The following is a 13,729-nucleotide window of genomic DNA, read 5'->3' on the forward strand; positions in this document are numbered from 1 at the left end:
CCATGCCGATTTCTTATTTCCGGCTTGGTATATTTGGTTCATGACGACGCGCGAACCCCCGGTCAGCAAGACGGAAAGCCGACGCTCCCTGTGGGCTGCGGTCGTTCTGCTCGTCTTGCTCGTCGTCGCGTGCGCCGTTTTTTTCCTGAGCCCGCAAGGACCGCATGATCGCCCGGGCGCGGATGGAGACAAGCCGGTGGCCGCCGATGGTGTCGCCAATGGTGCGCTCAACGGCCGTACGGCACCGGCGGTTACACCCTAATTCACCGGTTAAAGCCCAGAGTATTAGCGTCCTAACACGGCCAGCGCATCATCGGCGGCGGCCACCAGACCTTCCAGAATGCCAGGATCGCTGGACGAATGTCCGGCCTTCTTGACCAGATTGAAGCGGGCTTCCGGCCAGGCGCGATGCAATTCCCACGCCGTCGCCATGGGGGTCACAACGTCGAAACGGCCCTGGACGATCCAGCCGGGAATGTCGCGGATACGATCGATATTGTCGATCACCCAGTTTTCATGCTCGAAGAATCCGCCATTCTTGAAATACCAGCTTTCGATGCGGGCAAAGGCCAGCGCGAATTCGGGATCTGAAAACTTGGTGGCGCTGTCGCTCGGCCCTTCTATGGAGAGGGTATCGCCCTCCCAACCGCTCCACGCCAGGGCGCAGCGCACTTGGGTCGCACGGTCCGCGCCATTGAGCCGCTTGATGTAGGCGTTCAGCAGATTGCCGCGTTCCTCAGCCGGAATCGGCGCGACAAAGCGTTCCCAGATATCGGGATAGATGTGGCTGGCGCCGTCTTGGTAGAACCAGTCGAGCTCCGTCTGGCGGACCAGGAAGATGCCGCGCAGGATAAGCCCCATCACCCGTTGCGGGTGCGTGAGCGCGTAGGCGAGGGACAGGGTGGAACCCCACGAGCCGCCGAAGACAACCCATTTTTCGATACCGAGCTTTTGTCGCAAGGCTTCGATATCATCGACCAGATGCCAGGTGGTGTTGTCTTCCAGAGAGATATCCTGCGACGCGTGCGGCGTCGATTTTCCGCAACCCCGCTGATCGAACAGGATAATGCGGTAACCGTCGGGATTGAAATAACACCGCAGGTTCGGGGAACAGCCGCCACCGGGGCCGCCATGCAGAACGACGACGGGAATACCCGCCGGATTGCCCGATTGTTCATAATAGATGCGATGTTTGCCACCGGTCGGCATATGGCCGCTATCATAGGGCTCGATATCCGGGTATAGGCCGCGTGCCGGTGCCAGTTTCGCTGAAAGTACAGAATCGGTCATCATAAGTGAGTTCGAATGGCAAAAAATGTCGTCTAATACTAAGACTTAAAATGCCCCCGCTCACAACCCCCTTAACACTGAGCACGCCACGCCGTCAGGCGGTGTTCTACGCCTTGCTGTATGCCGGAACGGGTGCGTCCCTGCCGTTCATGCCCCTGTGGCTGAAAACGCATGGCATGTCGGCCGGGCAAATCGGCATCATACTGGCCGTTCCCCTGTTGTTGCGCGCCTTGTCCGGGCCGATCAGCGGTCTGTGGGCCGACAGCTTTCGCTTGTACCGGACGCCCCTGGTCGTTCTGGCCCTGAGTGGGGCCTGTTTCTACGCCCTGATGAGCCTAGGCACGTTGGTGCCGCCCATGCGGTTTGCCGCCTATCTCGTCCTGTTCACGCTGGGCTATACCTGCATGGCCAGTGTGTCGCCGCTCATCGACGCCATGACCCTGCAATTGTCGCGGCGGGAACACTTCACCTATGCCATACCGCGCGCCGTAGGGTCTTCCGCCTTTATCTTAACCAATATCGTCCTGGGCTATGTCCTATTGATCTTGCCGCCGGACAGCATCCTGGTCTGGATCGTCGTTGCGGCCACGCTCACAGCCATCGGCGGGCGTTATCTCCTGGGCGATCAGGTGCGGCCTGACATCCATCATGTCGATACGCCACGCCAGACCGGTTGGCAGCGGTTACGCGTCCTGATGCGCGACGAAGGGTTTCTCTGGCTGATGATCGCCGTTGGCTGCCTTCAGGCGTCACATAGCTTCTATTATGCCTTTTCGACCATCATTTGGAAGGAACGGGGCTTGTCTTCCGGAACCTGTGGCTACCTATGGGCCGTCGGCGTGGTGGCCGAAGTCGCCTTCATGTGGCTGGGCGAAGGCATCCGCCGCCAGGTAGGGCCGTGGCGGATGCTGGTGCTGGCGGGCCTGTTTGCCGTCATGCGCTGGGGCATCATGGCGATGTCGCCGCCGCTTTGGGTGCTATATCCGCTCCAGGCGCTGCACGCCCTGTCGTTCGCCGCGACATATTTGGCCGGGCTAGAGTTGATTCACCGCCTGACGCCAAAGGGATATGAAGGCCTGGCCCAGACGATGAACGCCGCCTACGCCAGCGGGGTCATGATGGGGATCGGCACCCTGGCGTCCGGCGCCATCTATCAGGTGTTTGCCGCGCGCGGATATGGCGTCATGGCCGGGGTCGCTGGCATCGGATTGCTCAGCGCCCTATGGATGTACAGCCAGCGAGACCGGCTAATGGCGATCAACCCCACAGTTCCGGCGCCGGGGGATGCAGGATAGAGCCGGTAATCTCCAGGCCATGTTCGCGGTCCCTGGCCAGGAGCAGAGGTCCATCCAGATCAACGAAATCTGCGCCCTGCGCCACCAGCATGGCCGGGGCCATGGATAGCGACGTGGCGACCATGCAGCCGACCATAATCCCCAGCCCCGCGGCCTGAGCCTCCGCCTTGAGCGCCAAGGCTTCGGTCAGCCCGCCGGTCTTGTCCAGCTTGATATTGACGCAACTGTACAGCCGGGCGCACCGATCCAGGTCCATGCGCGTATGCAGGCTTTCGTCGGCGCACAAGGCGACCGGTGACGTATAGCCAAGCAGTTGTTCGTCTTCCGACACCTTCAGCGGCTGTTCGATCAACTGGACCCCAAGCGCCTTTAGGTCCGGCGCCAGCCTTGTGAGATCGTCGAACGACAGCCCTTCATTACCGTCGACGATCAGGCGCGCCTTCGGGGCGTGTTGGCGCACGGCCTCTACGCGGTCGATGTCGTCGGGGCCACCGATCTTCAGCTTGAGCAAGGGGCGGCGCGCATTGGCGGCGGCCTGCGCCCCCATGGCTTCGGGTGTGTCCAGGCTGAGTGTATAGGCGGTCTTCAGGGGATCCAATCGTCGCAGGCCGGCCGTTTTCCACGCCGGAATACCGGTCAGTTTGGCATTGAGATCCCATAGCGCGCAGTCTATGGCGTTGCGTGCCGCTCCCGCCGGCAGGAGGTCATGGAGGTCGCTGAAACTCAAGCCCCCCTCGATGCGCGGGCGCACCTGCTCTATATCGGCCAGCGCCTGCACGATGCTTTCGCCGTAACGGGCGTAAGGCACGCTCTCCCCGTGGCCTGTCCGGCCCTGGTCCCGCAGTTCGGCATAGATGACATGCGCCTCAGTCTTGGAACCGCGCGCGATGGTAAAGCGCCCGGCGATCGGAAAGACGTCTTCGCGTACCGACAGGTGCATGGGGCAGGGCGCTTTCTGAAAGTGCGTTAAAACAAAAAATTATACCAACGGCCATTGAGTCTGCCTCATTGGCCGTTGGCAGAGGGCGACCGCCCGCCGCGCGCGTTTGCGCTAGCCATGCGGCATTTGAGCTGAAAACATCTACTAAATCAGGTCGCTGATCGCGGCGTCGATCAACAAGTAGGCGCGACCGGAATCGGTGGACAAGACCTCGTTCAAGGCCCGGGTCACATCCTTGGACATCAGCGCCATATTGATCTGCTGGTCATAGAAGGTTGCGAAGTCGTTGGCCTGCTGACGCAACTGGGCGTCGGACAACAGCCGGCGGCTGAGACGGCGGATGGCGGCGGGCGCGACGCGTCGGACGACCATGCGCGCGCCTTCATTGTCCTCGGCCATGATGGCGCCGATGGTTTCTTCGATCCGGGTGCGGCTGAGCAGGGAGGTGGCGTCAACCCCCATGGCGTTCACTTCGGCCACCATAAGGTCATCCAGGCTATCGAACTCCGGGTCGGACGGCGGCTGGATGGTGGCGGCACTGGCGGTTACCTGCGTCGGCGGGACTTCGCGGCCTTCCATGCCGTTGAGCAGATCGCGCCACGACCAGCCTTCGTTTGCCGGTGCGCGCGCGGGCTTTGCCGGAGGCGGCGCCGGCGGTGTGATCGGCCCGGGGGAGGGCCGCGTTTCGCTGGTCTGGGCATTGAGCGGCGTCAGGCGCAAGCGCGGTGTGGGCGCGGGCTGAGAGACGGTTTGCGGCGCCGGAGCGGGCGTCGGGGACGGGGTTTCACGCGCATAGGCGCTGCGGTCGCGCTCACCATAGCGCGGGGCCGGTGGTGGCGTGGGTTGGACATGCGGCGGCAGGGGCTGGTCGCCGGAAATAACGCCCATCAGCCGCACGGCTTCGGTCAGCATATCGTAATTGCGCTTTACCCGTTCCTGGAAGGCCGTATCGACAGCTTCGGTTTCCTGCGCGGCACGGCGGGCAGCGTCCATCATGGCGCTGATGCCGTCTTCGACGCTCTTGCGGATTTCCACCAGGCGCGCCTGGGCTATGGCGGGAAGCTGCTCGGCCCCGCTGGTCAGCTCGTTAAGGGCATTGTTCACCTCGGCGATGGTGGCGCGGGTATGCTCGAAACTGGCATCAAGCTTTTGTGCCGTCTTGTCGCCGGCTTCGCCGATGAGGTCGGACGATTCTTCGATCAGCCGGCGGGCGGCCGCAAAGCGGGCATCGAACACCTCGTCGGCCTTCTTGCTGGCCTCAAAAATCGATTCATTGAGACGATCGACGCGCATTTGCGCCGTCTGGGCGGCCTGATCGGCGGCGCGCTTGGCTTCCGTGGCGGCGGTATTAAGCTGTTCCAGTGACCGCTTGGTTTCCTCAACCAGATCGTCACGGGCATCCGCCGCCATCATCGATATGTTCGACAATGTGGCATGGATACGCGTTTCGAAAACAGTGCGCTCATTTTCCGCGGCCCCATTGATGGCGCGGAAATGTTCCTGGGCCGACACGACGATGTCGCGCAGCACGTCGATACCGCGCGCCGAGGTTTCGCCAAGATCGACAGTGGCGACGCGAGTGATCGACAAGGCTTCGGTCAATTGCGCGCGCTGGTTTTCGATGTGGACAGCGAAGTCTTCCTGATCGGCGCGCAGGGACAGGGCCGCCGAAACAAGGCCGGCGCGTTGTTGCGACAGGCTTTCTTCGACCGTGCGGATCTGGTCGGACACGCCGGAACCGGCAGTCTCCAGACGGATGGTCTGGCGGTCGAGATCTTCACTGGCGGTCTTGGCCGCATCGGAAATATCGGCGGCGGCATTGACCATGGCACCGGTGCTGGCGGCCAGGCTGGCTTCGGCTTCGCGCAATTGCGTCTGGGCCAGATCGGAGGCGTCGGCCACCATGCGCGCCTGGCGATCAACGGCGTCAACGATGCCGCTCGCTTGCTGGCCCAGGCTATGGCTGAGGGCAGCCAGGGCTTCGCGTTCGCCCTGCAATGACTGCGTAACACTCTGCGTCGTGGCGCGGGCGACACCAGCCGCGTCGTGCAGACGGTCGGTTTCCGCCTTCAGGCGGGCCGACAACTCGGTGATGTCGGCGTGCGCCAGACGCACGGCCCGGACGGCGTGATCGACCTGAGCGCGTAGCGAATCGACCAGTTCACCGGTCTGGGACGCAGCGGCTGACGCCGGTGCCAGCATGGCGTCAGCCAGCTCGGCGGTGCGCTGAGCCTGACGCGACAGGGCAGCGGCATTGCGCAGCGCATAGGCGGAGGCGAAGACGAGACCTGCCGGAAACAGGCCGAGAAACACAAGCACGACGAGCTTGAAAGGCTCATAGATCATCGCGGTCAAACCGCTCTGTGCCCCGAGCGAGAAGGCAATAAGGCCGCAGGCCCACAGAAGCGAGATGAACGCCGTCAGGCCCCAAAATAGGACGGGTGGCATACCCCGGCGCGTCTGGATTTTTTCGGCCTTGACCTCGGTTTTCCTGACCTGTTTGCCCGCCTTGTGATCCTTTTTTTCTACGCCTTCGACGGCCTCGCGCGCCTTGGGATTATAGGTGCCGAACTTGACGGGCGGGGTGGGGTCGGGCGGCAGGGTCAATTCGGCTAAGACGTCTTCCGGCACGTCGTCGGGAACCTCGGCCACAGGGGCTGCCTTCGGGTCGGCTTCGATCGCCGATTCGGGCATCGATTCTGCTGCCGTTTCGGGTTGTGGTTCTGGTTCGCGCTCGGGCGTGGCGGTTTCCATGACGGGAACTGCCGTGGTCAGCGGGGCTTCCAGAATGTCGTCAACCGGGGCTGCGGGTACGTCGACCGCGTCTTCCTTGTCCGACGACTCTTCGATCTTGCGGCTCAGGGCTTTGAGACGCGGCTCGGACAGATTCAGCGGGGGGCGGCGTGGTTTCATTCAACAGGTATCCTGAAGCCGGTTTTCTACGGCCAGACGGCATGAGTTGTGAGAGAGGTCTAGGCTTTCTCCCAGCAGGAGAAAGTTATCGCCAACTTACGCTTATAGCAAAGCTTTTTGTCGGACGACGGAGAATTTCACTCTGTCTCGCGGGGCGCTTTCGAAGGGGGGGCGGCGTCGTCCGGTGTAGCCTTGGCCGGATCTGACCGGTCCTGGGTGAAATCCGCCCGGTCACGCGGGGTGGTTTCCTGTGCGCCGCCGAAGTGCAGAAAGGCCGCCGAAATCAGGGCGGCGATCAAGCTTGTGAGCATGTCGAGCAACACGGACACGGGACGGGCTTTCGGACAGATGGCGGAACAGACGACACTCGCCAAAAACGCGGCAAAGTAACCATGATGCATTCGCGTCTCTGTTGCAAACGAAACGCGGCTCAGCGGGCAAATTCATCGGTCTTTGCGGCAAAATCGCCACGTTTCCCGTGCGGGTCCGGCCCATAGCGGTTGTCGTCCAACTGACCTGTCTTCAGCGCCAGAAAGAAGATGAGAGCCCAGCACAGCAGGTTGGCTACTATGCCCACCGCGTTCATGACCTGAAGAATAAAGCCCGGCATGTAGCCGCCCATGATAAGCGAGGTGACCGCCATGGCGGCCTGCGGCGCCAGCAGCCACAGCCAGGCCGCCGAACGACCCGTATCGTGCAGACGTCGGATGAACAGGCAGGCGAGCGGCCACGCCTGGAGCGCCCATATAACGCTAAGGACCAGCGGCGCGTCGAGCGACGGTACCGTTCCCAAGCCAAAACCGATCACCAGCATGGCGAGCATGTCGATGGCGATATAGCTAAAGAACTGCGTACCGCTGATGCGCCCGCGGGGTGAAAACAGAGAAGCGATCATTGAAACGTCCCCGGAGCGGATTAAAACGCATTAAAGCAACAGACTTAGAGCGCCGATCAGATCCAATCAGAATGAGACAAGGGCTACACATCTCTTGATGTTTCGGATTGTGGCGCATCGGATTGTGGCAGGGCGTTGGGCGACGGCCCGTATTTATTGTCCCCCGCCTGGCCTGGCCACACGCTCAGGCCGATTCCCATGAACAGGGTCAGGATGTTCCCCAGGCCGGCGACCAGGCTCAGCGTGTCTGCGAGGAAGGGGTCGTAGTCGATGGTGTCACGGCCGACAAAAGCAATCAGATTGGGAACGATACCGGCAAAAAGCACCAAGGCCAGCCACGCCGTTAGGCCGGTGTCGTGCAGCCGTTGCGCCATCAGGCAAAAACACGCGTAATAGATGAGGACGATCAGCACCATGGTCAGCCAGGTGACCGGACCGTCAATATGGGCCATGAGATCGTCACTCAAAACATCGGCCAGCATTACGACGCCGAGCAACAGCAAAAAGGTCAGGACCTGGCAGACCCAGAAATTGAGGGAAAATTGAAGACGGTTGATCCGGCCGTGAGGTGAAAACAAGGCATTGGCGCCGACAAGGAATTTGTTTTTAGCCACGGCCTAAACATCCCGAAATATATGCGGTCTAGCTGATCACAAAATGCGTGATCTGTAAATCAGCCTTTATGCCGTTCGCGCAGGATGTCCAGCACGTTTTCAAGCCGGGTGTCGCGCGCCATCAGCAGGACTTCCAGATGGTACAACAGGTCGGCAGCTTCGTTATGCAGTTCATCGAGATCGCCGGCGCGACCGGCCAAAGCGGTTTCCAGTCCCTCTTCGCCGACCTTCTGAGCGATCTTGGCGATGCCCTTGTGCATCAGGCGGGCCGTATAGCTGTCCGCCGGCGACTCCTTGGCGCGGTCACGCACCACACCGGCCAGCTGGCCCAGGAAACCGATGCCCGGCGCCGTTTCCATGCCAAAGCATGACGTCGTCTTGGTATGGCACGTCGGTCCGTTCGGGCGTGCCATGACAAGCAGCGCATCTTCGTCACAGTCGGTGGTTACGCTGACCAACTCCAGCGTGTCGCCGGAGGTCTCGCCCTTTCGCCAGAGGCGGTTCTTCGACCGCGACCAGAAGGTCACCAATCCACCCTGTAAGGTGGCCTTGAGAGCGTCCGCGTTCATATAGCCTAGCATTAGCACCTGCAGGGTGTCTGCATGTTGGACGATAGCCGGGACCAGGCCATTGTCCTTCGCGAAATCGATCTGGTCGATGTCCTTGACGGTCAAGGCGTTGGGCAATTTGTGGTCTTCGGGCATTTACATCTCATTGTGGACTTGAGTGCCGCTCTACACTTCCACGGAAGGCCAAGGCGGCGATGATGGCGGCGGTTTTTTACAATGCTAAGGTCTAATGGCCCTAAATCTGGCAGGCCTAAATTCTGACAGCGATACCCGCCCGCTGAAGATCACGCTTCAGGTCGGGGATAGCAATGATTTTCTTGTGAAAAACGCTAGCGGCCAGCGCACCGGACACATCGGCTTCGGTAAACACCTCCGTGAAATGCTCGGGCGCCCCGGCGCCGCCGGAGGCGACCAGCGGAATATCAAGCAGATCGCGTACCAATCGAAGCTGGTGAAGGTCGTAGCCCTTGCGCACCCCGTCCTGGTTCATGCAGTTGAGCACGATCTCACCGGCGCCGCGATTGCGTGCTTCGACCACCCAGTCCAGCGTCCGGCGTCCGGCCTGACGGATCTTGTCCGGATCGCCGGAATACTGGTGAACATAGTAGTCGCCGTCCATTTCGCGGCTGTCGATGCCGACGACGACGCATTGCGACCCGGCCATTTCGGCCAGTTCATTGATCAGGTCTGGCCGTTCCAGCGCCGGCGAATTGATCGACACCTTGTCAGCGCCGCTATTCAGGCATTTCACCGCCTGTTCGGCCGACCGGATCCCGCCGGCGACGCAGAACGGAATATCGAGCGCGCGGGCGATTTCACTGACCCAGTTGTAATCGACGGTGCGGCCTTCCGACGATGCGGTGATGTCGTATAGCACCAGTTCGTCGGCGCCTTCATCGCGATAGCGCAGGGCCATATCGACGGCATCGCCGAGGACTTCATGGCCGACGAATTGCACGCCCTTGACGACCTTGCCGTCCTTGACGTCGAGACAGGGAATGATGCGTCTAGCCAGCATAAGGGGAGCTTTCCAGGAGGCTGTTATTATCCGACATTGAGCGCCGCCTTCAGATCGATCAAGCCCTCATAGATGGCCTTGCCGACAATGGCGCCGTGCACGCCCAGCGCCTTCAGGTCATAGAGATCTTCCACCGAACGCACGCCGCCGGAGGCTTGAATTTCGAGGTCTGGCCGTTTCTGCCTCAGGGCGCGCATCAGGTCCATATTCGGACCCATCAACATGCCGTCGCGCGATACATCGGTCACCAATATGCGCTGCGCCGTGCCGAACGGGTAATAGTCCAGCACATCCCATAGGGAAATACCGGATCCTTCGACCCAGCCATGCAGGGCGGCGTCGAAATCGCCGTCCGGGGTCGGCAAGACGTCGATGGCCAGGGTAATGCGGTCCTTGCCGAAATCGCGAAGCCAGCCGCGCACCTCTTCCGGGTTCTTGACCGCCGCAGAGCCGACGACCACCGCCGATACGCCTTCGTCGAGCAGGGTTTGGACGTGGGCGCGTGTGCGTACACCGCCGCCGGTCTGGATCTTGGCGCGCGAGGCCTGGGCCAGCCGCCCAATCAGTTCATGTTGCTGCGGTGACCCCGCCTTCGCGCCGTCCAGATCGACAATGTGGACCCATTGGGCGAATTCTTCATTGAACAGGGCCAGCCGCTTGAACGGATCGGAGTCGTATTTGGTCACGGCGTCGAAACGCCCCTGGGCGAGGCGGACGCATTCGCCGTTGATCAGGTCGATGGCGGGGTACAAAATCATAGCAGTCTCGAATTCACCTCCCGAAGGGGAAGCCTAAATTTACAGGGTGACGAAATTTTTCAATATGTCGGCACCGACGATGGACGACCGTTCCGGGTGGAACTGGCAGCCCCAGACATTATCCTTGCGCACCATGGCGGCGAACGGCTGGCCATAGGTGGTGGTCGCCAGGGTGAAGTCGTTGACCGGGCAGGCGAAGCTATGGACGAAATAGGCGAAATCGCCGGCGCGCACGCCCTCCGTCAGGGCATCGTCCCGGATTGCTTCAAGCTGGTTCCAGCCCATGTGTGGCACGACCAGATCATGACTGGCCTCCATGCGCGTCACCTGTCCGGGGATCAAACCCAGGCATTCGACATCGCCTTCCTGTGACCCTTCGAAGAGGAGTTGCTGGCCAAGGCAAACGCCGAGAAGCGGCACAGTGAGGCCGCGAATGGCATCGTAAAGATCCAGCTCGCGGATGCGCGACATCGCGAAACCCGCCGCCCCGACGCCAGGCAGCACCACCTTCGACGCCGCGGCGATTTCGGCCGGATCGGACGACAGGCGGGCATCCGCGCCCAGGCGTTCCAGGGCGAAAAGGACCGACGCGGTATTGGCGCAGCCGATTTCAATGACGGTGATCATGCCAGCATACCCTTGGTCGACGGCAGGGCGTCGCCTTCGATGCGCGTCGCCTGACGCAGGGCGCGGCCCAGGGCCTTGAAGCAGGCTTCCGTCTTGTGGTGATCATTGCCACCCGTCACCTCGACATGGATCGACGCGCCCAAGGTTTCCGATAGCGACCGGAAGGCGTGCGCCGTCATCTCGGTCTGGTAATCGCCGATGTGCGTGGACTGGAACTCGCCCTTGAAGACGCAGAAGGGCCGTCCGCCAAGATCGACGCTGACCTTGGCCTCGGTTTCATCCATGGGCAGGACGAAGCCGAAACGCGCCATGCCAACGCGGTCGCCGAGTGCGATTTTCAACGCCTGACCGAAGGCCAGCATGCAGTCCTCGACCGTGTGGTGGCCATCGATTTCGAGATCGCCTTCACACGCCAATTGCAGCGAGAAGCCGCCGTGCGTCGCGACCTGATCCAGCATATGGTCGAAGAAACCGATGCCGGTATTGACCTTGACCGGCTTTGGCTGGTCGAGATTGACCAGCGCCGATATCCGCGTTTCCTTGGTGTCGCGCAGGATTTCCCCGACGCGCGGCGCCTTGTCGGCGGGCGCGACATCGAGCGCGCGCAGGATACGGTTGTTGGTGGCAATGTCGCCGAGCGCGATCAAAAGCCCGGTTGGCGTGACCTGTGGGGACAGCCCAAGCCGTTTCAACGCCGTCTGGGTTGGCAGCATGGCCTTTGGCCGCAACAGCATGAACGGCCCGTCATTGAGATCGAAGCTGTCGAGATGTCTCGACCGGCTGAGCGCCTCGCGCAGACGTGCCTGCTCGGTGCGGATGAGATCAACCCGCGACTGGACGCTGAGCGCGCGCGACGGCGACAGGGCGGCCTCGGCGGCACGGACGCTAGGGGTCGGCAGCGGATGCGGCTCGCAGAATTTCAGCAGTCCTTGCAAGGTCTTGGTATTGGAAATCAGGGCGCCTACGCGCGCGCCGGCCATCCCGAACAGATAGGACAGGCTTTTCAGCACAACGACATTGGGTTCATTGACCGCCAGTTCGACCAGGCTTTGCGCGGTGCAGGCGTCGAAATAGCTTTCGTCGATAACAAGAAGGGTCGGAAACAGATCGACCGCCAGGCTGCGCGCCGCCTGGACATCCCAGGCCTTGCCATCCGTCTGGCGCGGGTTGTGCACCAGATAGAACCCGCCGCCCTTGGTCAGGGGGCCGGTTTCAGGGGGCTTGCGGATGGACAGGTTATAGACCGAACACAGGTCTTCCAGATAGTGGTCGCCATTGGCCCACAAAAATTCGTGGCCGTGCACGCGCAGGCGACGCATGAGGATTTCCATGGCGTGCGATGCGCCGCGGGTCACCATCAACTGATGGGGCTCTACGCCGTAGAAATCCGCCATGCGTTCCCGCAGCGGTTCCAGCGACGGCGGCAGGGATTCCAGTCCCGCGCCCGAAGCATTCAGCGACGAAAAGGGTGAGTTGAACATCTTAAACTTCCAATCGGAAATCGGCCGCCAGGGCGTGGGCTTCAAGGCCTTCGAGCCGCGCCAGCCGGGCGGCGGCCGGAGCGATGGCGGCGGCGCCTTCGCGGGTGGCGCGCTGGACGACGAAGCTGGTGAGGAAGGAACGGACGGTGATGCCATCCCAGGCGCGGGCGGCGCCGTCGGTTGGCAGGACGTGGCTGGGGCCCGCCGCATAGTCGCCGAAGGTTTCGGCGGCGTAGGTTCCGGCGAATATGGTGCCGGCGGCGGTCAACAACGGGATGACGGCATCGACGTCGGCAACCTGGATGGCCAGGTGTTCCGGACCGTAGAGGTTCGACACCTCGGCGGCCTCTTCCAGTGAGGGGACGATAAACAGGCGCGCCTCTTCCAACGACGCCTTGGCGATGGCCGCGCGCGGCAGACGTTCGACCTGGGCGGCCACCTCGGTGGCGATCTGCTGGGCGATGGCGGCGGACAGGGCAACCAGGATGACCTGAGCGTCCTTGTCGTGCTCGGCCTGGCTGAGCAGGTCGGCGGCGACCAGCTTGGCATTGGCGGTGTCGTCGGCGATGACCAGCAGCTCAGATGGCCCGGCGGGCATGTCGATGGCCGGCCCGCCCGACAGTTCGGTGGCGTAGCGCTTGGCCTCGGCGACATAGGCATTGCCGGGGCCGTACAGCTTGTCGGCGGCCGGATAGTCACCGAGTACCCCGAAGGTTAAGGCGGCGATGGCATGTGCCCCGCCGACACGCCAGATCGAGCCAAGCCCTGACGCGCCACCGGCCGCGATCATCATCGGGTGCAGTGACCCGTCCTTTGCCGGGGGGGTGACACAGATGCGGTTGGGCACACCGGCGACCAAGGCAGGCACGGCGGTCATGATAAGGGTCGAAAACAGGGGGGCCGTGCCGCCGGGCACATATAGGCCCGCCGTGGTGATCGGACGGTAAACCCGTTGCAGGCTGAGGCCGGGCTTGGGCGCGATCTGCGGTCCGGCCTGGGGCAGTTCGGCCTGTTGAAAGGCACGGACATTTTCAACCGCCAGTTCCATGGCGGCCAGGTCTTCGGCGCTCAATTGCGCGCGGGCCGCGTCTACGGTTTTGGTACCGAGCGCGATTTCGATCGGCGCGTGACCGTCCAGCTTGACGGCCCAATCTGAGACGGCGGCAAAGCCGCGTGCCGCCACGTCGTCGAAGATCGCCTTGACGGTATCAATCACGCGGGCGTCGCGCCGGTTTTCCGGCCGGGCCAGGGCGCGCTTGCGGTCCGCCGCGCTCAACTCTTTCCAGACAAAGGTTTTCATGTACGCACAGTTGCCCGTCAGGGCGTCCT

Annotated in this window: 14 protein-coding genes; 2 read left to right on the forward strand and 12 right to left on the reverse strand. The window is 62.2% G+C overall.

All coding sequences use genetic code 11. The features are described from left to right. Positions 1 to 40: 40 nt before the first annotated feature. The gene (locus RCJ00_RS17175; protein ID WP_316223478.1) at positions 41 to 262 is read left to right on the forward strand and encodes a hypothetical protein; all 222 of its coding nucleotides are present in this window, start codon (positions 41 to 43) and stop codon (positions 260 to 262) included. 23 nt (positions 263 to 285) lie between these two features. Here the strand turns inward: RCJ00_RS17175 and pip are convergent, their stop codons facing one another. Further along, entirely contained in the window at positions 286 to 1,290 is a 1,005-nt protein-coding gene (gene pip / locus RCJ00_RS17180; RefSeq protein WP_411267559.1) for a prolyl aminopeptidase, read from the reverse strand. Between the two features lie 50 nt (positions 1,291 to 1,340). On the opposite strand from pip, the gene RCJ00_RS17185 reads away from it, so the two are divergent. Next, positions 1,341 to 2,585, forward strand: coding sequence for an MFS transporter (locus RCJ00_RS17185; protein WP_316223482.1), 1,245 nt, complete (start codon positions 1,341 to 1,343; stop codon positions 2,583 to 2,585). Here RCJ00_RS17185 and dgcA read toward each other — a convergent pair. From dgcA to hisD, 11 genes are all read right to left on the reverse strand, one after another. Next, on the reverse strand, positions 2,548 to 3,525 hold the full coding sequence (gene dgcA / locus RCJ00_RS17190; RefSeq protein ID WP_316223484.1) for an N-acetyl-D-Glu racemase DgcA: 978 nt from the start codon (positions 3,523 to 3,525) through the stop codon (positions 2,548 to 2,550). The two genes, RCJ00_RS17185 and dgcA, sit on opposite strands and share 38 nt — an antisense overlap. A 144-nt stretch (positions 3,526 to 3,669) precedes the next feature. Next, positions 3,670 to 6,438, reverse strand: a complete 2,769-nt coding sequence (locus tag RCJ00_RS17195) for a tipN (protein WP_316223485.1) — start codon at positions 6,436 to 6,438, stop codon at positions 3,670 to 3,672. A gap of 137 nt (positions 6,439 to 6,575) precedes the next feature. After that, positions 6,576 to 6,839, reverse strand: a complete 264-nt coding sequence (locus tag RCJ00_RS17200; protein ID WP_316223486.1) for a hypothetical protein — start codon at positions 6,837 to 6,839, stop codon at positions 6,576 to 6,578. A gap of 29 nt (positions 6,840 to 6,868) precedes the next feature. Continuing rightward, positions 6,869 to 7,333: a DUF805 domain-containing protein gene (locus RCJ00_RS17205; RefSeq protein ID WP_316223487.1), complete on the reverse strand. Its 465-nt coding sequence runs from the start codon at positions 7,331 to 7,333 to the stop codon at positions 6,869 to 6,871. A gap of 83 nt (positions 7,334 to 7,416) precedes the next feature. Beyond that, positions 7,417 to 7,947: a DUF805 domain-containing protein gene (locus RCJ00_RS17210; RefSeq protein ID WP_316223488.1), complete on the reverse strand. Its 531-nt coding sequence runs from the start codon at positions 7,945 to 7,947 to the stop codon at positions 7,417 to 7,419. A 59-nt stretch (positions 7,948 to 8,006) separates the two neighbouring features. Next, the gene (gene hisIE / locus RCJ00_RS17215; protein WP_316223489.1) at positions 8,007 to 8,651 is read right to left on the reverse strand and encodes a bifunctional phosphoribosyl-AMP cyclohydrolase/phosphoribosyl-ATP diphosphatase HisIE; all 645 of its coding nucleotides are present in this window, start codon (positions 8,649 to 8,651) and stop codon (positions 8,007 to 8,009) included. A 115-nt stretch (positions 8,652 to 8,766) separates the two neighbouring features. After that, the gene (gene hisF, locus RCJ00_RS17220) at positions 8,767 to 9,534 is read right to left on the reverse strand and encodes an imidazole glycerol phosphate synthase subunit HisF (protein ID WP_316223490.1); all 768 of its coding nucleotides are present in this window, start codon (positions 9,532 to 9,534) and stop codon (positions 8,767 to 8,769) included. Between the two features lie 26 nt (positions 9,535 to 9,560). Continuing rightward, on the reverse strand, positions 9,561 to 10,292 hold the full coding sequence (gene hisA, locus RCJ00_RS17225) for a 1-(5-phosphoribosyl)-5-[(5-phosphoribosylamino)methylideneamino]imidazole-4-carboxamide isomerase (protein WP_316223491.1): 732 nt from the start codon (positions 10,290 to 10,292) through the stop codon (positions 9,561 to 9,563). 39 nt (positions 10,293 to 10,331) lie between these two features. Next, positions 10,332 to 10,919, reverse strand: coding sequence for an imidazole glycerol phosphate synthase subunit HisH (hisH, locus tag RCJ00_RS17230; protein WP_316223492.1), 588 nt, complete (start codon positions 10,917 to 10,919; stop codon positions 10,332 to 10,334). Further along, complete coding sequence (hisB, locus tag RCJ00_RS17235; RefSeq protein WP_316223493.1) at positions 10,916 to 12,400, reverse strand: imidazoleglycerol-phosphate dehydratase HisB; 1,485 nt, start codon at positions 12,398 to 12,400, stop codon at positions 10,916 to 10,918. Before hisB ends, hisH begins: the two co-directional genes overlap by 4 nt. Before the next feature lies 1 nt (position 12,401). After that, a complete protein-coding gene (gene hisD, locus RCJ00_RS17240; RefSeq protein WP_316223494.1) occupies positions 12,402 to 13,700 on the reverse strand; it encodes a histidinol dehydrogenase in 1,299 nt (432 codons plus the stop codon). Positions 13,701 to 13,729: the final 29 nt, after the last annotated feature.

It is taken from the genome of Asticcacaulis aquihabitans (assembly GCF_032490435.1).
Classification (GTDB): Bacteria; Pseudomonadota; Alphaproteobacteria; order Caulobacterales; family Caulobacteraceae; genus Asticcacaulis.